Annotated in this window: 19 protein-coding genes; 9 read left to right on the forward strand and 10 right to left on the reverse strand. The window is 69.8% G+C overall.

The window, feature by feature from the left end; genetic code table 11:
- Positions 1–8 precede the first annotated feature (8 nt).
- Positions 9–416, reverse strand: coding sequence for a VOC family protein (locus tag ACSFBE_RS20335; RefSeq protein WP_435492230.1), 408 nt, complete (start codon positions 414–416; stop codon positions 9–11).
- A gap of 103 nt (positions 417–519) precedes the next feature.
- On the opposite strand from ACSFBE_RS20335, the gene ACSFBE_RS20340 reads away from it, so the two are divergent.
- A complete protein-coding gene (locus ACSFBE_RS20340; RefSeq protein ID WP_435492231.1) occupies positions 520–1,170 on the forward strand; it encodes a TetR/AcrR family transcriptional regulator in 651 nt (216 codons plus the stop codon).
- A gap of 1 nt (position 1,171) precedes the next feature.
- Here the strand turns inward: ACSFBE_RS20340 and ACSFBE_RS20345 are convergent, their stop codons facing one another.
- From ACSFBE_RS20345 to ACSFBE_RS20365, 5 genes are all read right to left on the reverse strand, one after another.
- The gene (locus ACSFBE_RS20345; protein WP_435492232.1) at positions 1,172–2,374 is read right to left on the reverse strand and encodes an MFS transporter; all 1,203 of its coding nucleotides are present in this window, start codon (positions 2,372–2,374) and stop codon (positions 1,172–1,174) included.
- 91 nt (positions 2,375–2,465) lie between these two features.
- Positions 2,466–3,551, reverse strand: a complete 1,086-nt coding sequence (locus ACSFBE_RS20350) for a pirin family protein (RefSeq protein ID WP_435492233.1) — start codon at positions 3,549–3,551, stop codon at positions 2,466–2,468.
- 117 nt (positions 3,552–3,668) lie between these two features.
- Positions 3,669–4,469, reverse strand: a complete 801-nt coding sequence (locus ACSFBE_RS20355) for an IclR family transcriptional regulator (RefSeq protein WP_435492234.1) — start codon at positions 4,467–4,469, stop codon at positions 3,669–3,671.
- A gap of 12 nt (positions 4,470–4,481) precedes the next feature.
- Positions 4,482–4,934 carry a MaoC family dehydratase gene (locus tag ACSFBE_RS20360; RefSeq protein WP_435492235.1) on the reverse strand — a complete coding sequence of 151 codons (453 nt, stop codon included), beginning with the start codon at positions 4,932–4,934 and terminating at the stop codon, positions 4,482–4,484.
- Positions 4,931–6,118, reverse strand: coding sequence for a CaiB/BaiF CoA transferase family protein (locus tag ACSFBE_RS20365; RefSeq protein ID WP_435492236.1), 1,188 nt, complete (start codon positions 6,116–6,118; stop codon positions 4,931–4,933). Before ACSFBE_RS20365 ends, ACSFBE_RS20360 begins: the two co-directional genes overlap by 4 nt.
- Positions 6,119–6,305: 187 nt before the next feature.
- Here ACSFBE_RS20365 and ACSFBE_RS20370 point away from each other — a divergent pair, with 187 nt between their 5' ends.
- The 6 genes from ACSFBE_RS20370 to ACSFBE_RS20395 all read left to right on the forward strand — a co-directional run bounded on the left by ACSFBE_RS20370 (position 6,306) and on the right by ACSFBE_RS20395 (position 12,480).
- Positions 6,306–7,310 carry a C4-dicarboxylate TRAP transporter substrate-binding protein gene (locus ACSFBE_RS20370; RefSeq protein ID WP_435492237.1) on the forward strand — a complete coding sequence of 335 codons (1,005 nt, stop codon included), beginning with the start codon at positions 6,306–6,308 and terminating at the stop codon, positions 7,308–7,310.
- A gap of 4 nt (positions 7,311–7,314) precedes the next feature.
- A complete protein-coding gene (locus tag ACSFBE_RS20375) occupies positions 7,315–7,827 on the forward strand; it encodes a TRAP transporter small permease (protein WP_435456579.1) in 513 nt (170 codons plus the stop codon).
- A complete protein-coding gene (locus ACSFBE_RS20380; RefSeq protein WP_435492238.1) occupies positions 7,824–9,137 on the forward strand; it encodes a TRAP transporter large permease in 1,314 nt (437 codons plus the stop codon). Before ACSFBE_RS20375 ends, ACSFBE_RS20380 begins: the two co-directional genes overlap by 4 nt.
- A 13-nt stretch (positions 9,138–9,150) precedes the next feature.
- Positions 9,151–10,275 carry an extracellular solute-binding protein gene (locus ACSFBE_RS20385; protein WP_435492239.1) on the forward strand — a complete coding sequence of 375 codons (1,125 nt, stop codon included), beginning with the start codon at positions 9,151–9,153 and terminating at the stop codon, positions 10,273–10,275.
- Positions 10,272–11,414: a CaiB/BaiF CoA transferase family protein gene (locus ACSFBE_RS20390; protein WP_435492240.1), complete on the forward strand. Its 1,143-nt coding sequence runs from the start codon at positions 10,272–10,274 to the stop codon at positions 11,412–11,414. Before ACSFBE_RS20385 ends, ACSFBE_RS20390 begins: the two co-directional genes overlap by 4 nt.
- A 109-nt stretch (positions 11,415–11,523) precedes the next feature.
- Entirely contained in the window at positions 11,524–12,480 is a 957-nt protein-coding gene (locus tag ACSFBE_RS20395) for a DUF2272 domain-containing protein (RefSeq protein WP_435492241.1), read from the forward strand.
- 15 nt (positions 12,481–12,495) lie between these two features.
- On the opposite strand, the gene ACSFBE_RS20400 is transcribed toward ACSFBE_RS20395, so the two are convergent.
- Positions 12,496–12,744 (reverse strand): DUF3297 family protein, encoded by a 249-nt coding sequence (locus tag ACSFBE_RS20400; protein WP_435492242.1) that lies wholly within the window; start codon positions 12,742–12,744, stop codon positions 12,496–12,498.
- 51 nt (positions 12,745–12,795) lie between these two features.
- On the opposite strand from ACSFBE_RS20400, the gene ACSFBE_RS20405 reads away from it, so the two are divergent.
- Entirely contained in the window at positions 12,796–13,398 is a 603-nt protein-coding gene (locus ACSFBE_RS20405) for a DNA-3-methyladenine glycosylase (RefSeq protein ID WP_435492243.1), read from the forward strand.
- Here the strand turns inward: ACSFBE_RS20405 and ACSFBE_RS20410 are convergent.
- The 3 genes from ACSFBE_RS20410 to ACSFBE_RS20420 are packed head-to-tail and all read right to left on the reverse strand — an operon-like array spanning position 13,395 to position 19,367.
- Positions 13,395–14,879, reverse strand: a complete 1,485-nt coding sequence (locus ACSFBE_RS20410) for an efflux transporter outer membrane subunit (protein WP_435492244.1) — start codon at positions 14,877–14,879, stop codon at positions 13,395–13,397. The genes ACSFBE_RS20405 and ACSFBE_RS20410 overlap by 4 nt on opposite strands.
- Complete coding sequence (locus ACSFBE_RS20415) at positions 14,879–18,055, reverse strand: efflux RND transporter permease subunit (protein WP_435492245.1); 3,177 nt, start codon at positions 18,053–18,055, stop codon at positions 14,879–14,881. Before ACSFBE_RS20415 ends, ACSFBE_RS20410 begins: the two co-directional genes overlap by 1 nt.
- Positions 18,056–18,065: 10 nt before the next feature.
- Positions 18,066–19,367, reverse strand: coding sequence for an efflux RND transporter periplasmic adaptor subunit (locus ACSFBE_RS20420; protein WP_435492246.1), 1,302 nt, complete (start codon positions 19,365–19,367; stop codon positions 18,066–18,068).
- A gap of 326 nt (positions 19,368–19,693) precedes the next feature.
- Here ACSFBE_RS20420 and ACSFBE_RS20425 point away from each other — a divergent pair, with 326 nt between their 5' ends.
- On the forward strand, positions 19,694–20,485 hold the full coding sequence (locus ACSFBE_RS20425) for a class II aldolase/adducin family protein (RefSeq protein WP_435492247.1): 792 nt from the start codon (positions 19,694–19,696) through the stop codon (positions 20,483–20,485).
- Positions 20,486–20,528 lie beyond the last annotated feature (43 nt).

Here is a 20,528-nt window from a genome sequence, read left to right on the forward strand (position 1 = left end):
GCTGCGGTTCAGCCCGGCACGGCGCCGGGTTCCATGTACATCAGCTCCCACACGTGGCCGTCGAGGTCTTGATAGGCATGCTGGTACATGAAGCCGTGGTCTTTCGCCTCGGTCGGCGTGGTGCCACCTGCGGCCACGGCCTTGGCGACGAGCGCGTCGACCTGCGCGCGGCTCTCGCACGAAAGGCAGAGCAGCACCTCGGTGCTGGTCTTGGCGTCGACGATGGTCTTCGTCGTGAAGGTCTGAAAGAACTTCTCCACCAGCAGCATCACGTAGATGTGGTCCTTGCTCACGATCATGCAGGTTGCGTTCTCGTCGGTGAACTGCGGATTGAAGGTGTAGCCGAGCGCGGTGAAAAACGCGACGGACCGGTTCAGGTCCTTCACGGGCAGGTTGACGAAGATCTGGGTCGCCATTGGTTTTCCTCAAGAAATGGGGTGAAATGGAACGGCTTGTGGACGCCGTCCACAAGACCTTAGCGGAGAGAATGGACGCTGTCCACATGAAATTCCCCGTGCCATGAGTCCCGTCCCCGTTCCGCTGCCGGTGCGCAGCACCTACCGCCACGGCGACCTTCGGCGTGCGTTGCTCGACGCGGGCATCGCACTGGCCCGCGCTGGCGGCCCCGAGGCGGTGGTGCTGCGCGAGGTCACGCGTCAGGCGGGCGTGGTGCCCAACGCGGCGTACCGGCACTTCGGCAGCCGTCATGAGCTGTTGAAGGCGGTGCGTGCGGCGGCGCTGTCGGTTTCGGCCGCGACGATGGAGGCCGAACTGGCGGCCGTCCCGCCCGGCCTGCCGCCGGCGGATGCTGCGCGCGCCGCACTGCGCGCGATCGGTGCTGGCTACCTGCGGTTTGCACAGACCGAGAACGGCCTGTTCCGCACGGCCTATGCGGCGTCCGACGATCTGGCCGGGCCGGGCGACCCGGCACGCGCCGGGCCCAGCGGCAAGAACCCGTTCCAGCTGCTCGGCGAGACGCTCGACCAGATGGTCGCGACCGGTGTGATGCCGCCCGAGCGCCGCCCCGGCGCGGAGTTCCTGGCCTGGTCGGCGGTGCACGGGCTGGCGATGCTGGTGCTCGACGGGCCGCTCGGCCCGGTGGTGGGGCCGCAGATGGCGCAGGTCGGCCAGCGTCTGCTCGACATGGTCGAGCGCGGTCTCTCGGCCTGACTCATCCGGGCGTCGGCCGGTGCGCCGCATTGGCGGGCCTGGGCCTGGGCAGCGTCAGGAAGGCGACGGCACCGGCGACCAGCAACGCGGCGATGGTCAGCAGCACGCTGGCATAGGGGTCGCGCCCCTGCGCCGCCGCCGCGGAGGCCACCGCGCCGGTGAACCACTGCATCACTGCCACGCCGAGGAACATCGCCATGGTGAAGACCGCCATGGCGCGCCCGGTCATGGTGGCCGGATACGCGGCCTTCACGTCGGCGTACTGCAGCACGATGTAGCCCGAGAGCACGCCGACCGCGACCGAGCCCGCCACGTCGACTGCCGCGCCCGGGTCGATCGCCATCAGGCCGAAGATCGAAGCGACCGCCAGCGTGAAGCCGACGATCCAGCGCCGGCGGGTCGACCCCGGGTCGAAGCGCCCGAACAGCACCGGGCCGAACATGCCGACCACCGACACCGCGATCGCCACATTGCCGCTCTGGACCAGTGAAAAGCCGTGCCGTTCGATCAGCAGCGGCCCCAGCCACAGCCCGCGCAGCGAGATGAAGGACGCATAGGTCACGCACGCCAGCGCGACGATGCCCAGCGTGTGCGGCAGGGCGAACAGCGCGCCGTAGCTGCGCAGCGCGCCGAGCACCGACGGCTGCTGTGCTGCGGTCGCCGGTGCCGGCGGCTCGCGCACCAGCCAGAAGATCAGCCACCACGCCAGCACCGAGACGCCGCCCAGCGCCCAGAAGCCGGTGCGCCACGAGGTGGCCTCCACCAGCCACGCGAGCGGCGTGCCGGTCAGCAGCATGCCCAACGAGCCGATGCCCAGCGTCAGGCCCGACACCGCCGCGAAGCGCTCGGCCGGAAACTGCCGCGCGATGAAGACCGTGCACACCAGGAAGGCCGGCGCGCAGCCGATGCCGATCAGCACCTGGCCGGCGACCAGCACCGGGAAGTTCGGCGCCAGCGCCGAGACGGCCGCGCCGACGATCGCCAGCGGGAACGCAGCCAGCACCGTGCGTCGCACGCCCTGCAGGTCGATGCCGATGCCCATCAGCAGCTGCAGCGCGCCGAAGGCGAAATGGAAGGCGCCGGCGAACACGCCCAAGGCCTGCGCCGACAGGCCGAACTCGGCCTGCAGCGGCGTGGCGAGGATCGCGGCGATGGTGCGGAAGGCCTGACTCAGCGCGAAGGCGCCGGTGAGCGCCAACAGCATCGGCCATGGCGCCCGGGCGGGCGCTTGTGGGGGGTGTCTCGGACGGCTCGTTGTCATTCGGGTCGCGCCATCGGTGGGCGCGACCTGGAGCCTAACCCCGGAGGGCCGCGTCCGCTGTCGCCTGTGGCGCTGCCGCCGGCCGCTCCTCGCGCCCGTCCGGATGCCGTGCGAAGCGGGCCGGGTCGGCGCCATGCACCGGCGCCTCGTCCGGCCACGGCCAGCCGCCGAACTGGGTGCGGCGATAGTCGGCCATGGCCTGTTCGATCTCGGCCCGCGTGTTCATCACGAAGGGGCCGTACTGCGCCACCGGTTCCGCGATCGGCCGGCCCTGCAGCACCAGGAACTCGCTCACGGCCGCATCGCCGTTGACCAGCTCGACCGCCTGGTCGGCGCGCAACTCGATGGCGGCGTGGCTCGTTACCGCGCGGCCGCCGACGGTGACCGATGTGCCTTTGAAGAAGTACAGGCTGCGACGCGTGCCCTGCCCCTGGGCGGCGGGCAGCGTCCAGCGCGCGCCGGGCGCCATGCGGATCGTCCAGATGGCGACGTCGGCGTCGTCCTGGGCGGCCCACGAATCCGGCGGCGGCGCGAGCGGGCCGCCGGCCGTGCCGGGCGCGGCGTCGACCGTGCCGATCCGGCCGGCGATGCAAGCCACGTCGGTCGTTCGGCCTGCGTCGTCGGTGGCGGTGAAGCGCGGCACGTCTTCGGCCCAGAACATGGTGAAGTGCGGCGCCACCATCTTGTGGCGCGCCGGCAGGTTGAGCCAGATCTGGAACAGCTCCAGCGGGTTGGGCGCGCTTGCGTCGAGCAGCGGGAACATCTCCGAATGCACGATGCCCGCACCGGCCGTCACCCATTGCACGTCGCCGCCGCCGAAGCGCGCGGCCGCGCCCAGCGAATCGGCATGGTCGATCAGGCCCTTGCGCACGATCGTCACCGTCTCGAAGCCGCGATGCGGATGGCCGGGAAAGCCGGGGATGTCTTCGCCGTGGTACATGCTCCAACCGTCCTTGCGGCTGAAGTCCTGGCCGATGGCGCGGCCGTCGAGCGCCACCGCCGGGCCCATCGCGCCGTTGCCGGCGGGGTAGGCGTCGTCGTGGTACGCGCAGAACAGGAACGGGTCGATGGTCTCCCACGGAAAGCCGAGGGGCTTGATCTGGACGATGGGGTCGGTCATGGCGGTGTCTTTCGAGTGAGCGCTGGCTGCGATGGCGGCGGCGATCCCGAGAATATGGGGCCGGACGGGGCGTCCAAAAGGCCGCTACGGAAGACAGCCTGTTCTGCAGGCGGAACGCTAGGCGATGCCCGCGATGCGCCCGATGTCCTCGGCGCATTTCTGCAGCCGCGGCAGCAGCTCGAACAGGTCGTCGTGCGCGGTGTGCGTGCCGCGCAGCGATGCGATGGTGAGCACGGCGCGGGTGCGCCCGCGCGCATGCCCCACCGGGACGCTCAGGTCGCGCCCGCCGACGAAGCGCGCGTTCTCGGCGTAGCCCCAGCCGTCGGCGCTCATCGTCGCCAGCATCGCCAGGTAGGTGGCGCGCTCGTCGGCGCTCTTGCGCAGGAACTCGGCGCGGCGCGACAGCAGGTCGTCGCGCTCGGCCTCCGGCGAATTGGCGAGCAGCACCTGGCCGGACAGCGTGTCGACTGCCGAGTGCAGCGAGCCGGCCTCCACCGACAGCCGGATGGACGTGGGCGCATCGACCTGGGTCAGCACCAGCAGCTGGTCGCGGTGCAGCACGCTCAGGTGGCAGGACTCGCGGATGTTGTCGACCAGCTCGCGCATCGGCGCGGTCGCCGCGCGCAGCAACTGCTCGTGCGGCGAATGGGTGCGGCTCAGCTCGAAGAGCTTCAGCGTGAGCACGTAGCCCCCGTTGTCTTCGCGCCGCAGGTAGCCGCGCGCTTCCAGCGCGCTCAGCATGCGGAACAACTCGCTCGGCTCGCGGCCCAGCGCGCGCGCCAGTTGCGCCTGCGTCATGGGCACGGCCTGCGCCGACAGCAGCTCCAGCACGTCGAGCGCCTTCTCGACCGCCGGCACCGCGTACTTGGGGCGGCGGTCGGTCTCGGTGTCGTCGGTCTCGGCGGCGGTGGGCTTCATGGGGCGGCCAGTTTAGCCCTGGGTGCCGTGCCGCTCGACGAGGTGCAGGTGGTCGCAGACCAGCACCGTCTCTTGTCGCTGGTTGGTGATGGTCACGGTCTCGACCACGATGCCGTGGCCGGCCCGCTTGGGGTGGTCGCGCTTGTCGGTGATCTCGACCTTCGCGTAGATCGTGTCGCCGATGAACACCGGCTTCACGAAGCGCAGGCGGTCGTAGCCATAGGACATGGCGCGCGGGTTGATCACCGTGGCCGTCAGGCCGATGCCGACGCTGAAGACCAGCGTGCCGTGCGCGATGCGCTGGCCGAAGTCCTGCGTGGCGCACCAGGCGGCGTCCATGTGGTGCGGAAAGAAGTCGCCGGTCTGGCCGGCGTGCAGGACGATGTCGGCCTCGGTGATGGTGCGGCCGGTGGTTGTGCGCGTGGCGCCGGCCACGTAGTCTTCGAAGAATTGCTCGTGGGTCATGGGGCGGTCGGGGAGGAAGGTGTGGCGAGGCCGAGCTCGCGCGCAATGGCGTCGGTGTCGGCGCCCAGGCGCGGCGCGCCCCGGTCGCTGTACAGCCGCTGGCCGTCGATGCGGATCGGGCAGCGCGTCGTCTGCATGGTCGCGCCACTCGCGCTGCGGATGGTCTGGGTCATGCCCAGCGCGGTGAAGGCCGGGTGCGCGGCGAGCTGCGGCCAGCGCAGCACGTCGGCGCACCACACGCCGGCTGGCTCCAGGATGGCGAGCCAGTGCGCGCTGTCGTGCGCCAGCAGGTCTTGCTGCAACTGCTGCTTGAGCGCGTCGCGGTTCCGGAACCAGCCGGTGCGGTCGGCCGCCAGCGCCGCCAGCGCATCGCTGCCGATGTGCTGCGCGAGCGTGTCCATCGGCGTCATCGCCACCGCCATGAAACCGTCGCGCGTGCGGTAGATGCCGTAGGGCGCGGCGCCGTGCACGCTGGCATGGTTCTCGGCGGTCCGCGCGGGCTGCGTGCCGTCGCCGTTGAGGAAGGCGGTGAAGGGCTCGAACTGCAGGTCGAGCGCCGATTCGAGCAGGCTCACGTCGACGCAGCCGCCGCGTCCGGTCACGCCGCGTCGCAGCAGCGCCGCGAGGATGCCCTGCACCAGATGCGCGCCGGTGATCACGTCGATCATCGACACGCCGGCCGGCACCGGCGGGCCGCTGCCGTCGGCGTGCGCGTCGCCGGTGAGCCACGCCAGGCCCGAGAGCGACTGCACCAGCAGGTCCTGCCCCGGCTTGTCGCGCCACGGGCCTTCGTCGCCATAGCCGCTGACCGCGGCATAGACGATGCGCGGGTTCAGTGCCAGCACGCTCGCCGCGTCGAGGCCGATGCGCTCCATCACCCCGGGACGGAAGTTGTGAATCATCACGTCGGCGCGTTCGATCAGCCCCTTCACGCGCGCCAGGTCGGCCGGCGCTTTCAGGTCGGCCGCGAAGCTGCGCTTGCGGCGGTTGATGGTGTGGAAGAGGGCGCTGTCACCCTCGAAGGTCTGGTCGGCCAGCACCAGGCCGCGGCACAGGTCACCGCCATCGGGCCGCTCGACCTTGATGACGTCGGCACCGAGGTCGGCCAGCCGCAGCGCGCAGGAGGGGCCGGCCAGAAACTGGCTGAAGTCGAGCACGCGCAGGTCCGCGAGCGGCAGGGGCACGGTATCGGGAGGCGATGGATCAAGCATCAGTAAACAAGGCGTTCGTATCAGTCGAAATGGGTGCGTGTCGCTGCGGAAAACCCCAATCGACATCGCCTGACGGTGTCGTGATCATTTCATATATGAACTGATGGTTCATATAGGAATAACACCAAGGCGCCCCTGGGCGCTCTGCCGGAGACAAACCATGGCTTCCCGACGCACTGCTGTTTCGACCCTGATCACCCTCGCCGCCGGGGTGGCGCTCGCCCTCGGTGCCGTCGCACCGGCCACCGCCCAGAACTACAACCTGCGCTTTTCGACGTCGCAGGTGAACCCGAACGAACCGGTGGTGAAGGTCATGCATGCCTTCGCCGACCGCGTGAAGGAACGCTCGGGCGGGCGCATCACGCTGAACATCTTCACCGGCGACCAGCTGGGCCCGCAGAAGAAGGTCAACGAGATGATCAAGGGCGGCGCTCGCGTGCTCAGCGTCACCGATTACGGCCAGCTGAGCCAGTTCGTGCCCGACCTCGGCATCCTGGCCGGCCCCTATCTCTACGGCAGCCAGGACGAGGCGAAGAAGCTCTTCGCCTCGGATGTGTTCAAGGAGATGTCGGGCCGCCTCGAGCAGCAGGGCATGAAGCTGATCGTGGCCGACGGCCTGTTCGGCGTGCGCCATCTGCTGGCCAGCAAGCCGGTCCGCACGCCCGCCGACATGGCCGGCATGACGCTGCGCGTGCCGCCGTCGCCCATCATGCTGGAGACCTTCACCGCGCTCGGCGCCCGGCCCACCGCGCTGCCGTGGGGCGAGGTCTACAACGCGCTGCAGACCAACGTGGTGGATGCGGCCGAGGCCAACTACGGATCGCTGGTCGGCTCGAAGCTGTACGAAGTGCGCAAGGTGCTGTCGACCACGGCGCACCAGACCATGTACGTCGCGATGGTCACCAGCACCGATTTCTTCAAGAGCCTGCCGCCCGACCTGCAGACCGTGCTGCTGGAAGAAGGCAAGAAGGCCGGCGCCGAACTGACGCAGCTCACGCTGGCCTCCGACGCGGCCTACGCGGACGAGATGAAGAAGAACGGCGTGCAGTTCGTGACCGACGTGGACAACAAGGCCTTCGCCGAGAAGGCCAAGGTCGCCTACGCCAAGGTGCCCGGCCTCACGCCCGGCATGGTCGACAAGGTCCGCGCCGCGATGACGCGCTGAGGCCATGAGCGAATCGACATCCGGGTCGCCCGGCCCGTTGCTGAGCCTGCGCCGTGCGGACGAGGCGATCGGCGTGGCCTGCGCCATCGCCATCGTGCTGTCCATCACCTGGGGTGTGGTCACGCGCTACCTCTTTCCGCAGCCGGCGTCGTGGACCTTCGAAGTGGCGGTCATCGCCTTCGGCTGGTTGGTGTTCTTCGGCGCGGCCGCCTGCATCCGCTGGCGCATGCACGCCGACGTCGATGCGTTGGTGGCGATGTTCCCGCCGCCGGTGCGCCGCGCGATCTTCATCTTCAACTGGTGGCTGCTGGCCGCGCTCTTCGCCACGTTGACGGCGATGTTCGTCTGGCAGGCCGTCATCGCGCATTCGATCCGCGTGGTCGTCATCGACATCCCGCGCTCGGTGGTCTACGGGCCGATGGCCTTCGCATCGCTGCTCATGCTGGTGCAGCACCTGCTGCTCAAGCCCTGGGCCACCGGCTGGACATGGCAGTCGTCCTCGGAGATGTCCCTGTGAGTTCGTTCCACCTCTGGTTGCCTGCCATCCTGATGCTGGTGCTGCTGGCCCTGCAGACACCCATCACGTGGGCCATGGCCATCGCGGCGCTCGGCTTCTTCGTGCTCAATCTGGGCGAGATGCCGCTGGCCAACTTCGCGCAGCAGATGGCCGAGGGCACCGAGTCGGTGTCGCTGCTGGCGCTGCCGCTGTTCGTGCTGGCCGGCTGCATCATGAACGCGTCGGGCATCACGCGGCGGCTGCTCAATCTGGCGGAGGTGCTGGTCGGCCACATGACCGGCGCGCTGGCGCAGATGTGCACCGTGCTCGCCACGCTGCTGGGCGGCCTCACCGCCTCGGCCAACGCCGACGCCGCGATGCTCGCCAAGACCATCGGCAGCCAGATGGTGGCCCGCGGCTACAGCGCGCCCTTCGCGGCAGTCATCACCTCGTCGGCGGCGATCATCACCGCGCTCATCCCGCCGTCGATCGGGCTGATCATCTACGGCTTCCTGGCCGAGGCATCGATCGGGCGGCTGTTCGCCGCGGGCATCGTGCCGGGGCTGCTGCTGGCCGTGGCGCTGATGTTCACCACGCACGTGCTGGCGATCAAGCGCAAGTACAAGCCGCAGCGCGCCACGCGCGCCAACGCCAAGGAGCTGGGCCACGCGCTCGTCGACGGCCTGTGGGCGCTGTCGATCCCGGTGGTCATCATCCTGGGCACGCGCTACGGCATCTTCACGACCACCGAGTCAGGCGCCATCGTGGTGCTGTACGTGCTGCTGGTGGCGATCTTCGGCTACCGGGAGATGAAGCTGCGGCAACTGCCCGAGGTGCTCGCCGAATCGGTGCGCGACTCGGCCAGCGTGATGATGATGATCTGCGCCGCCTCGGCCTTCGGCTTCTACCTGTCGTGGGAGCAGGTGCCGCAGGCGATGTCGGGCTGGCTCGCCGGCACCACCAAAGACCCGATCCTGCTGCTGCTGCTGATCAACCTGGTGCTGATCGTGCTGGGCACGGCCATCGAAGGGTCGGCGGCCCTCATCATCCTGACGCCGATGCTGCTGCCGCTGATCGACGGCGCGCACATCGACAAGGTGCACTTCGGCATCGTGCTCATCACCAACCTCACCATCGCGGGCATCACGCCGCCGGTGGGCGGGCTCATGTACATCTCGTCGCAGACCCTCAAGGTGAAGATGATGGATTACTCGCGCGAGGTGGTTCCCTACCTCGCCGTGATGATGGTGCTGCTGGTCATCCTCTCGATCTTCCCGCAGCTCTCGCTGTGGCTGCCGAACGTGCTCTATGGCACGGGCCCCGTTCAATAGCCGGACGACCCCCATGGCAAGCATCACCCTCAAGGGCATGACGTGGGACCACCCGCGCGGCTACGAACCCCTGGCCGCCTGCTCGGCCGTGTGGAAGACGCACGCTGGCGTCGAGATCCGCTGGGAACGCCGCTCGCTGCAGGACTTCGAGTCCTTCCCCGTCGACGAACTCGCCCGCCAGTACGACCTGATCGTCATCGACCACCCGCACGTCGGGCAGGTCACGCGCGAAGGCTGCCTGCTGCCTTTCGACGCGTCGCGGCTCGGTGCTATCGCCAAGGGCACGGTCGGCCGCTCGTACCCGAGCTACCACTGGGAGGGCCAGCAGTGGGCGCTGCCCATCGACGCCGCCACGCAGGTGCAGGCCTGGCGGCCCGACCGCCTTGCCGCCGCGCCGGGTGACTGGAAAGAGGTGCGCGAGCTGGCACATGCCGGACGTGTCGCGCTGCCGCTGCGCGCACCGCACTCGCTGATGTGCCTCTACACCCTGTGCGCGCAGAACGGCGCCCCGGGGCGTGTCGACGGGCCGGAGCTGTTCGATCTCGACGTCGGTGCCGAGGCCTGCGAGCAGCTGCGCGCACTCATCAAGCTGATCGACCCGGAGTGCCTGGAGCGCGACCCCATCGCCACGTTCGAGGCGATGGCGCGGCCCGAGTCGCGCATCGACTGCGTGCCGCTGATCTACGGCTACGTCAACTACGCGTGGCCCGGCTTCCGGCCGGTGCGCCTGGGCTTCGCGGACATGCCGCGCCAGGGCAACCACGGCCCGGTGGGTTCGGCGCTGGGCGGCACCGGCATCGCCGTGTCGGCGCGCAGCGCACATGCCCGAGAAGCCTTCGACTTCGCCGTGTGGCTGGCCGATGCGGAGGCGCAGCGCGGCCCCTTCGCGGCGGCCGGCGGCCAGCCTGGCCATGCGGCGGCGTGGGAAGACGGCACCGTCAATGCGGCGGCGTGCGACTTCTACCGCGCGACCCGTGCCACGCTCGAAGGCGCCTGGGTGCGGCCGCGGCACGACGGCTACATGGCCTTCCAGCATGCGGCGTCGCTGCGCCTCAACGCCGGCCTGCAGGTCGGCCAGCGCTCGCGCGAGATCGTGCAGGCGCTGAACCTGCTGTTCAAGGAAAGCCTCGCGGCATGACGGCGCCGCTTGACGGCCTGCTGGTCCTCGACCTCGCGCAGTTCCTGTCCGGCCCGTCGGCGGCGCTGCGGCTCGGCGACCTCGGCGCCCGCGTGATCAAGGTCGAACGCCCCGGCAGCGGCGACATCTGCCGCACGCTGTACCTGACCGACACCGACGTGGGGGGCGACTCCACGCTGTTCCACGCGATCAACCGCAACAAGGAAAGCCTGGCGATCGACCTGAAGAATGCCGAGGACCTGGCGTCGCTCAAGCGGCTCGTCGTGCGTGCCGACGTGCTGATCCAGAACTTCCGCCCCGGCGTGATCGACCGCCTGGGCCTCGGCTACGAGGACGCGAAGGCGATCAACCCGCGCCTGGTCTACGCCGGCATCTCCGGGTACGGCGAGAGCGGCCCGTGGGTCGACATGCCGGGGCAGGACCTGCTCGCGCAGTCGCTCTCGGGCGTGACCTGGCTCAACGGCCACGAGGGTGACGGCCCGGTGCCGCTGGGCCTGTCGATCGCCGACATGCTGGCCGGCCACGCGCTCACCGAAGGCATTCTCGCGGCGCTGGTGCGGCGCGGCATCACCGGCGAAGGCGCGCACGTGCAGACCAGCCTGCTCGAGGCACTGGTCGACCTGCAGTTCGAACTGCTCACCACGCACCTCAACGACGGCAAGCGGCTGCCCACGCGCGCGGGCTTTCGCAATGCCAATGCCTACCTCGCTGCACCCTACGGCATCTACGCCACGGGCGACGGCTACCTGGCGCTCGCGATGATGCCGCTCGCGCAACTGGCGCAGGCGCTGCCGCTGCCCGCACTCGCCGGCTACGACGCGCAGGACGCTTTCACAAAACGCGACGAGATCAAGCGGCTGATCGCGGCCACGCTGTCGCAGCACCCCACCGCGCACTGGCTCGCCCGGTTGCAGCCGGCCGACGTGTGGTGTGCCGAAGTCCTCGACTGGCCGGGCCTGCTGCAGAGCCGGGCCTTTGGCCTGCTCGACATGCTGCAGACCGTGCAGCGCGGCGATGGCACGCCGGTGCACACCACGCGCGGGCCGGTGCGGATCGACGGCGCTCGCGCACGCAGCGTGCGCGGCGCGCCGCGCGTCGGCGAACACAGCGCACCGATCCGCGCCGAGTTCGACCTCTGACGTTCCCGGATCCATCGGGATCGGCCGGCTATGCTGGCAGCGCATGTCCTTCGGTGCTTCTGCTTCTTCTCTCCGCGTACTCGCGGCTGCGCTCGTCCTGACGAGCGGGGTGGCCGCCGCCTCCACCGACACCGCATCGGCCTGCTTGCAGACCGCCACGCGTTCGCCCGCCCCGCTCCGTGCGCTCGCCTTCGCGGCCGCTGCGCTGCAGGAGCACCAGGCCTTCGGTGGCCAGACGATCGATGCCGAAGGTCGGCTGGTCATCGCCGGCAGTTCGGAGGCCGAAGACACGCGCAGCGGCCTCGGTGACCGCCCGCCCTGGCAGCGCGTGCTCGGCTACTGGGAGGCGGTGGACCCGCAGGACGGCCTGCTGCCGTCGCAGGTGCGCTTCGGTGCATCGCGGCCCGCCGACCGGCGCCTGCTGGAGCAGGCCATCGGCCAGGCATCCGCGTCGCGGCTGCAGGGGCTGGGCGTCGGGCCCGATCAGGGGCTGGAGGTGGCGGAGGTGCGTGCGCTGCAGACGGCGGTCAACCGTGTCGCGGTGATCGACACGCCCTGGTCGGCCGCCTTCGTCAGCTGGCTGGCCCGGCAGACCGCGCTGGCCGACGGCGAGTTCGTGTTTTCCGAGGCGCATGCCGACTATGCGGGCGCCGCGTGGCAGGCCGGCGCGGCCGAAGCGCTTGGCCAACCGACGCGCTACTCGATGCGTGCCTGCGACATCACGCAGACGCCGCCACGCCTGGGTGACCTGGTCTGCCAGGCGCGCGGCGCTCGGGCCGGCCTCGACACCTTCGCGCGCATCGGCGACGTGCTCGCCGAGCGGCCCACCGGCGGCGTGGCCTTGCCGATGCATTGCGATGCGGTCGTGGCGGTCGATGCGAGCGGCTTCGACGCCGTGGGCGGCAACGTGCTGCAGTCCGTCACGCGGCGCCGGCTCGACTTCGCGCCGGGCACCTCGGTGCTCGACGCGAGCTACCTGGCCGAAGGCTGCGCCGCGGCCGCGGCCGGCTGCATCGACCGGCACCTGAGCCGGCAGCCCTGGTCGCTGCTGTTGCAGTGGCGGTGACTCCGCCGGGCGTTCTCAGCGGTAGAAGGCCTCGACCTTTCCCTTGAGCTTGAGCATCAGCGGCTTGCCCTTGCGGTCGAGCGTCTTGCCGGCCGGCACCTTGATCCAGCCTTCGCTGACGCAGTATTCCTCGACATCCGCGCGCTCCTTGCCGTTGAAGCGGATGCCGATGTCGTGCTCGAAGACGGCCGCGACATGGTGCGGGCTGCGCGGGTCGATCGAGAGGTGGTCGGGCAGGTCGGGGCGTTGGGTGGTGTCGTTCATGGGGTCTGGAGAGTTCGAGCCCGTTATTTTCTCTGGGAAACTGCGGCTCCCATGCCGCGCGCTTCGCATCGCTCCCTCACCCTCGATTTCGATGCCCCGTCCGAGGTGGTGGCGCGTGCGCTCATCGGCGTGACGCTGCTGGTCGATGGCGTCGGCGGCCGCATCGTCGAAACCGAGGCCTACGACCGCGACGACCCGGCCTCGCACACCTTTGGCGGGCCCACGCTGCGCAACGCGGCAATGTTCGGGCCGTCGGGCCGCGCCTACGTCTACCGCTCCTACGGCCTCCACTGGTGCCTGAACTTCGTGTGCCGCGAAGCGGGCCACGGCGCCGGCGTGCTCATCCGCGCGATCGAACCCACGCTGGGCATCGCGCGCATGCAGGCACGGCGCGGGCTCGACGACCTGCGTCTGCTGTGCGCCGGTCCGGGTCGGGTGGCGCAGGCGCTGGGCATCGACGCCGGCTTCAACGGCAAGGCGCTCGACGCGCCGCCCTTCGTGCTGCTCCCGCCGTCCGGCGACCAGCCCGCGGTGCAGGTCGAGGTCGGCCCGCGCATCGGGATCACGAAGGCCGCCGACGTGCCGTGGCGCTTCGGGCAGAAGGGCTCGCGCTTCCTGAGCAAGCCGTTCAAGACGGCTTCGCGCGCGAGCTAGCCGCCCGCGGCCTTCGGCGCGCTGCCGTCGGTCGCCTGGTCCGTTGTCTCGCGCCAGCCGCCGCCCAGCACCTTGTAGAGCGTGAGGCGGTTGGTCTGCTCGATGAGCTGCAGGCTGATGAGCGACTGCTGCGCCGTGTAGAGCGCGCGCTGCGCGTCGAGCACGTCGAGGTAGGCTGCGCCGCCGCTGCGGAACAGCGCGTTCGACAGCTCGAAGGCGCGGGTGGTGGCGGCCACGAGCGATTGCTGCGCAGCCAGCCGCTCGTCCAGCGTACGCCGTGCGGCCAGGGCATCCGCCACCTCGCGGAAGGCGGTCTGCAGCGTCTTCTCGTACGTCGACAGCTGGATCTGCTGCTGCGTCTCGGCCACGCCCAGGTTGGCGCGGTTGATGCCGCCGTCGAAGATCGGCAGGCTGATCGACGGCGCGAAATTCCAGGCCGCGCTGCCGTCGGCGAACAGCCCCGACAGGCTGCTGCTCGCGGTGCCGGCCGAGCCGGTGAGCGTGATGCGCGGGTAGAAGGCCGCGCGCGCCGCGCCGATGTTCGCGTTGCTGGCGCGCAGCGCGTGCTCGGCGGCCAGCACGTCGGGCCGCTGCTGCAGCACCGACGAGGGCAGTTCGGCGGGCGGTGCGAGCAACCGGGCGGTGGGCGTGGTCGCCAACTCGCCCATCGGCGGCGGCAGCAGCGCAGCGGGTACCGCGGTGCCCGCCAGCAAGTGGAGCGCGTTGCGGCTCTGTTCCGCCTGGCTGTCGAAAGCGGCGGCGTCGGCACGCGCCGTGTCGACGGTGGTCTGCGCCTGCGCCAGCGCCAGGCCCGACTGCGCGCCCAGGTCGTAGCTGCGCTTGATCAGGTCGTACGACTTCTGCCGCGTCGCGAGGGTGTCGCGCGCCAGCAGCAGGCGCTGCTGGTCGGTGGCCAGCACCAGCCAGGCGGTGGCGACCTCGGCCACCAGGCTCAGCTGGGTGCCGCGGCGTGCGTCCTCGGTGGCGAAGAAGCTTTCGAGGGCGGCGTCCCCCAGGTTGCTCACACGGCCGAACAGGTCGAGCTCGTAGCTCGTCAGGCCGAGGTTCACGTTGTACTGCGTCGCGATGCGGGCCTGCCCGCTGGCCGACACGCTGCCCGGCGTGCGCGCGCGGCTGCCGCCGGCGCCCAGGCCGACCGACGGAAAGGCCGCGGCGCGCACCACGCCGTACTGCGCCCGCGCCCGCTCGATGTTCAGCGCGGCCACGCGCAAGTCGCGGTTGTTGGCGAGCGCCAGCTCGACCACGCCGCGCAGCCGGTGGTCGACGAAGAATTCGCGCCAGCCCAGGTCGCGCGCCGGCGGCAGCGCCGTGGCGGCGGCGGGCGGTGCCGAGGCCCATGACGACGGCACCGGCGCGCTCGGCTGGGTATAACTGGGCGCCAGGTTGATGCAGCCCGACAGCAAGGCGGCCGCTGCGGCCATGCACAGCAGCGAAGGGCGGAGCCGGAAGTGCGTGTGCATCAGTGGCTCCCTTGCTCGATGGCACGCGTGGGCGTGGCCGGTGGTGCCCGCTTGCTGCGGCGACGTTCCATGAAGCCTCGGATCAAAACAAAGAACAGCGGGACGAAGAAGATGCCCAGCGCCGTGCCCACCACCATGCCGCCCAGCACCGCGGTGCCGATCGACTGGCGGCCGCCGGCGCCGGCGCCGGTGCCGATGGCCAGTGGCAGCACGCCGAAGCCGAAGGCCAGCGAGGTCATCAGGATGGGCCGCAGCCGCAGGCGCACCGCTTCCAGCGTCGCCTCGATCACGCTCTTGCCCTGCTCCTGCAGTTGCTTGGCGAACTCGACGATCAGGATCGCGTTCTTCGACGACAACCCCACGGTGGTCAGCAGCCCGACCTGGAAGTAGACGTCGTTGCTCAGGCCGCGCGTCGAGGTGAAGAGCAGCGCCCCCACCACGCCCAGCGGCACCACCAGGATGACGGAGAAAGGCACCGACCAGCTCTCGTACAGCGCCGCCAGGCACAGGAACACGAAGAGGATCGAGATCGCGTAGAGCATCGGCGCCTGCGCGCCCGACAGGCGCTCCTGGTACGACGCGCCCGAGAACTCGTAGCCGATGCCCGCGGGCATCTGCTTCATCACCTCCTCGACCGCCAGCATCGCCGCGCCGGAGCTCACGCCCGGTGCCGCGTCGCCGACGAATTCATAGGCCGGCGCGCCGTTGTAGCGGATGAGCTGCGGCGAGCCGTAGGTCCAGCGCGTGCTCGAGAAGGCGGTGAAGGGCACCATCTGGCCGAGCGTGTTGCGCACGCTCCAGCGGCCGATGTCGGCGGGCAACATGCGGAATGCGGTGTCGCCCTGCATGTAGACGCGCTTCACGCGGCCGTTGTTCAGGAAGTCGTTCACATAGGTGCCGCCCATCGCGGTCGACAGCGTGCTGTCGATGGCGCTGGTCGTGAGGCTCAGCGCGCCGGCCTTGGCGTCGTCGATGTCGACGGCGAACTCCGGCGTGTCTTCCAGGTTGTTGCTGCGCACGTTCGCGAGTTCGGGCCGCTGGCCCATCAGCTGCAGCGCCTGGTCGCGCGCCTTCAGCAGCGCGTCATGGCCGAGCGCGTTCTGGTCCTTGAGGAAGAAGTTGAAGCCGGCATTGGCGCCCAGGCCGCGCACCGCCGGGGGCAGCACGACGAAGATGCGCGCGTCGCGCACGGCGGCGAGGTCCTTGCCGCCACGCCGCGCCACGGCCGCCGCGGAATGCTCCTTGCCCGGACGGTCGGCCCAGTCCTTCAGCTTGACGAAGGCACGCGCCGAACTCTGGTCGCCGTTCTGGCCGGTGATCACATTGATCGTCACGACCTCGGGCTGCTTGAGGAAGTAGTCCTGCACCTGTTGGAGCACCGGCTGCAGCCGCGCGTTCGACGAACCCGGCGGCAGCGTGACCTGCACCTGCACGAAGCCCTGGTCCTCGTCGGGCAGGAAGGAGGTGGGCAGGCGCATGAACATGACGGCCATCACGGCGCAGATGGCGAGGTAGACCAGCAGGCTGCGCTTGCCGCGCCGCACGATGCCGCCGACGATGCCCGTGTAGCGGTCGGCACTGCGATCGAAGCGTTTGTTGAAGCCGACGAAGAAGCGGTCGACGTAGCCGAACAGGCCCTTGCGCGGCGCGCCGTGCGGCGAATGCGCGCCCTTGGCCACCGGCTTGAGCAGCGTGGCGCAGAGGGCCGGCGTGAGCGTCAACGCCACCAGCACCGACAGCACCATGGCCGAGACGATGGTGATGGAGAACTGGCGGTAGATCACGCCGGTCGAGCCGCCGAAGAAGGCCATCGGGATGAACACCGCCGACAGCACCAGCGCGATGCCGACCAGTGCCGGCGTGATCTCGGCCATCGACTTCTTGGTGGCCTCCTTGGGCGACAGGCCTTCCTCGCTCATCACCCGCTCGACGTTCTCGACCACCACGATGGCGTCGTCCACCAGCAGGCCGATGGCCAGCACCATGCCGAACATGGTGAGCGTGTTGATCGAGTAGCCGAAGGCCGACAGCACGCCGAAGGTGCCCAGCAGCACCACCGGCACCGCCACCGCGGGAATCAGCGTGGCGCGGAAGTTCTGCAGGAAGACATACATCACCAGCACGACCAGCAGCATCGCCTCGGCCAGCGCCTTGACCACCTCGTCGATCGACGCGCTGACGAAGGGCGTGGTGTCGAAGCTGACGAAAGTCTCGAGCCGGTTGGGGAAGAAGGGCTGCAGCTCGGCGATCTTCGCGTTCACGTTCTCGGCCACCTGCACCGCGTTGGCACCGTCGGCCAGCACGATGCCCAGGCCGGCGCCGGGCTTGCCGCCGAGCACCGAGCGCACCGTCAGGTTCTCGGCGCCGAGTTCGATGCGGGAGACATCACGCAGCCGCACCACCGCGCCGTCGGCGGTCGCGCGCAGCACCACGTTGCCGAACTGCTCGACGGTGCGCAGCTTGCTGCGCGCGGTGATGGTGGCGTTGAGCTGCTGCTGCGACGCGGCGGGCAGCGCGCCCAGCTGGCCGGCCGACACCTGGGCGTTCTGCGCCTGCAGCGCGCTGTTCACGTCCGACGGCATCAGCGAATACTTGCGCAGCTTGTCGGGGTCGAGCCAGATGCGCATCGCGTAGCCGGTGCCCAGCGTCTGCACCTCGCCCACGCCGTCGATGCGACTGACCACGTCGACCAGGTTGCTGGTGATGTAGTCGCCCACGTCCACCGCGCTGGCGCTGCCGTCGCCCGAGAACATCGAGACGATCATCAGGAAGTCGTTGCCGCCCTTGATGACGAACACGCCGCGGGTCTGCACCTGCTGCGGCAGCCGGGCCATGGCGGGCTGCAGCTTGTTCTGCACCTGCATCTGCGCCACGTCGACGTTGGTGCCGGGCGCGAAGGTCAGCTGGATGCGCGAGACGCCGGACGAGTTGCTGGTGCCCTGCATGTAGAGCAGGTTGTCGATGCCGGTGAGCTGCTGCTCGATCACCTGCGTGACCGAGTCTTCCACCGTCTTGGCCGAGGCGCCGGTGTAGGTCGAGACGATGGACACGCGCGGCGGCGCGATGTCCGGGTACTGCTCCAGCGGCAGCGTGCGGATCGCCATCAGGCCCGCGAGCATGACGATGATGGACAGCACCCACGCGAAGATGGGGCGGTCGATGAAGAACTGGGCCATGACGGCTCCTTCAGCGCACGGCCGTTGTCGGCGGCAGGGGCGCCGCGGGCGTCGCGCTCGCGACCGGCCCGGTGGCCACCGAAGCGCCGCTGCCGGGGGGCGTCTTCGGCGCACCGCCATCCGGTGCGGCCGGCGGCGTGACCTCCGAGGCGCGCACGGTGTCGCCCACGCGCGCGCGCTGCGAGCCTTCGACCAGGACGCGATCGCCCGCGGCCAGTCCGCTCAACAGCTGCCAGCGGTTGCCGACGGCGCGGCCCACGACGATCGGGCGCCGCACCAGCTTGTTGTCGGCGCCGACCACCAGCGCCGATGCCGCGCCGTCGGGCGTGCGCGTCACGGCCTGCTGGGGGACGAGCAGGGCGGCCTCGTTCACGCCTTCCTGCAGCACCGCGCGCACGTACATGCCGGGCATCAGCATGCGCTCGGGGTTGGGCACCACCGCGCGCAGCGTCACGCTGCCGGTACCGGCGTCGACGGTCACGCCGGCGAAGGTCAGCTTGCCGGGATGCGGGTAGGCCGTGCCGTCTTCGAGTAACAGCTTGATCGGCGCTTCGTCGGCGTTGCCGCGCTTGAGCCGGCCCTCGGCCAGGTCGCGCTTCAGGCGCAGCAGCTCGGCGCTGGACTGCGTGACATGCACGTACACCGGGTCGAGTTGCTGCACCGTGGTGAGCGCGGTGGCCTGGTTGGCCGTGACCAGCGCACCCGCCGTCACGCTCGAGAGCTCGACCCAGCCGGTGATCGGCGAATTGATGCGGGTGTAGCCCAGGTTGATGCGGGCCGTCTGCTCGGCGGCGCGGGCCACCGCCACATCGGCTTCGGCCTGCAGCGATGCGGCCTGCGTCTGTTCGTTCACCTGCTGGCTGATGGCGTCGATCTTCACCAGCTCGGCGTTGCGCCGGGCCACGGTGCGCGCGTTCGCGAGGGTCGATTCAGCCTTGCGCACGTTGGCCTGGGCACTGGCATAGACCGCCTGGAACGGGGCCGGATCGAGCTGGTAGAGCGCCTGGCCTTCCTTGACCTGCGAGCCTTCGTTGAAGAGCCGCTTCTGGATGATGCCGCCCACCTGCGGCCGGATTTCGGCGATCACCGGCGCCACCGTCCGGCCCGACAGCTCGGTGCTGAAGGCCAGACGCTCGGGTTTGAGCGTGACGACGCCGATGTCCTTCGCGGGTGCCTGGGCCGGCGCCTTGGCGGCCGGCTCGCTGCGGGAACAACCGGCCGCCGCCAAGGCCGCCACCAAGCCCAGCGTGAGTCCGAAACGAAGCCCGCGGAAGGGAGAAGAGGGCGGAACGGGCGGGGCAGGGTGCGACATGAAAACCGGTGGTTGTGGGGTCAGGGCGGGAGTGTGAAACGAGCAGGCCTCGCTGGTTCACGGCGAGCGCCCGCTGGAGGTCAGCTTTACAGAACTTCACATTTTTCCCGAGTTTGTGCGTCCCTATGCAAGCGCGATGCCCGCGTGCGCCGACGGCCGCCCGCCGCCCGTGCAACACCGCACCGTTTGCGGGCGGGTAAGCCCTCTCACGGTTGGCCCGCAATTTGCATGACAACTGTCAAACGTTGACTGTCGACAGGTTACAAATTGGTGCCCGAGCCGTTCTCGGGCCGGGCGCTGGCGAAGACAACGACGAAAGGACCGATATGCACTTGCAATTTGTGAGCCCCCGAAAGACCGAAATCTCCGCCGCCGAGCGCCAAGTCCGCGAGGACCTCGCCGCCGCCTACCGCCTGGTCGCGTACTACGGCATGGACGACAGCATCTACACGCACATCTCCGCGCGCGTGCCGGGCACCGAGGGCCAGTTCCTCATCAACCCCTTCGGCATGCTGTTCCGCGACATCACGGCCTCGTCGCTGGTGAAGATCGACCTCGAAGGCCGGATCCTCGACGACTCGCCCTGCGACGTGAACCCGGCCGGCTTCACCATCCACAGTGCGGTGCATTCGGCCCGGCACGACGCCGCCTGCGTGCTGCACACCCACACGATCGCCGGCGTTGCCGTGTCCTCGCTGGCGGGTGGCCTGCAGCCGTGCAACCAGTGGGCGCTGCAGTTCTACGACCGCGTCGTCTATCACGACTTCGAAGGCATCGCGCTCGACCACGAGGAGCGCGAGCGCCTCATCGCCGACCTCGGCCCCACGTCGCGCGCCATGATCCTGCGCAACCACGGCCTGATGACGCTGGGGCGCACCGTTTCCGAGGCCTTCATCCTGATGCTGAACCTCGAACGCGCCTGCCGCGTGCAGGTGGCCATCGCGTCCACCGGCGCGCCGATCCACCCGGTGCCGCCCGAAGTCTGCGAGCGCACCGCGTTGCAGTACGAGAGCGGCGACAGCACGCGCGAAGCCGGCGACCCCGACCCGAACGCCCGCGAATGGCGCGCAATGCTCGAACGCATCGCGCCGTCGCCAGCCACGTCCTTCCGCGACTGAGCCTCTCGTTTTTCTTCCGTCGATCTTTCCTCAACCCTTCTCG

Origin of the sequence: Variovorax sucrosi (genome assembly GCF_051216635.1) — a bacterium.
GTDB lineage: Bacteria > Pseudomonadota > Gammaproteobacteria > Burkholderiales > Burkholderiaceae_C > Variovorax.

What these genes read in the sequence shown, in the direction of transcription:
- ACSFBE_RS20335 (WP_435492230.1), bottom strand. Translation starts at nt 416, where the DNA reads ATGGCGACCCAGATCTTCGTCAACCTGCCCGTGAAGGACCTGAACCGG.
- ACSFBE_RS20340 (WP_435492231.1), top strand. Translation starts at nt 520, where the DNA reads ATGAGTCCCGTCCCCGTTCCGCTGCCGGTGCGCAGCACCTACCGCCAC.
- ACSFBE_RS20345 (WP_435492232.1), bottom strand. Translation starts at nt 2,374, where the DNA reads ATGCTGTTGGCGCTCACCGGCGCCTTCGCGCTGAGTCAGGCCTTCCGC.
- ACSFBE_RS20350 (WP_435492233.1), bottom strand. Translation starts at nt 3,551, where the DNA reads ATGACCGACCCCATCGTCCAGATCAAGCCCCTCGGCTTTCCGTGGGAG.
- ACSFBE_RS20355 (WP_435492234.1), bottom strand. Translation starts at nt 4,469, where the DNA reads ATGAAGCCCACCGCCGCCGAGACCGACGACACCGAGACCGACCGCCGC.
- ACSFBE_RS20360 (WP_435492235.1), bottom strand. Translation starts at nt 4,934, where the DNA reads ATGACCCACGAGCAATTCTTCGAAGACTACGTGGCCGGCGCCACGCGC.
- ACSFBE_RS20370 (WP_435492237.1), top strand. Translation starts at nt 6,306, where the DNA reads ATGGCTTCCCGACGCACTGCTGTTTCGACCCTGATCACCCTCGCCGCC.
- ACSFBE_RS20375 (WP_435456579.1), top strand. Translation starts at nt 7,315, where the DNA reads ATGAGCGAATCGACATCCGGGTCGCCCGGCCCGTTGCTGAGCCTGCGC.
- ACSFBE_RS20385 (WP_435492239.1), top strand. Translation starts at nt 9,151, where the DNA reads ATGGCAAGCATCACCCTCAAGGGCATGACGTGGGACCACCCGCGCGGC.
- ACSFBE_RS20390 (WP_435492240.1), top strand. Translation starts at nt 10,272, where the DNA reads ATGACGGCGCCGCTTGACGGCCTGCTGGTCCTCGACCTCGCGCAGTTC.
- ACSFBE_RS20400 (WP_435492242.1), bottom strand. Translation starts at nt 12,744, where the DNA reads ATGAACGACACCACCCAACGCCCCGACCTGCCCGACCACCTCTCGATC.
- ACSFBE_RS20405 (WP_435492243.1), top strand. Translation starts at nt 12,796, where the DNA reads ATGCCGCGCGCTTCGCATCGCTCCCTCACCCTCGATTTCGATGCCCCG.
- ACSFBE_RS20410 (WP_435492244.1), bottom strand. Translation starts at nt 14,879, where the DNA reads ATGCACACGCACTTCCGGCTCCGCCCTTCGCTGCTGTGCATGGCCGCA.
- ACSFBE_RS20415 (WP_435492245.1), bottom strand. Translation starts at nt 18,055, where the DNA reads ATGGCCCAGTTCTTCATCGACCGCCCCATCTTCGCGTGGGTGCTGTCC.
- ACSFBE_RS20420 (WP_435492246.1), bottom strand. Translation starts at nt 19,367, where the DNA reads ATGTCGCACCCTGCCCCGCCCGTTCCGCCCTCTTCTCCCTTCCGCGGG.
- ACSFBE_RS20425 (WP_435492247.1), top strand. Translation starts at nt 19,694, where the DNA reads ATGCACTTGCAATTTGTGAGCCCCCGAAAGACCGAAATCTCCGCCGCC.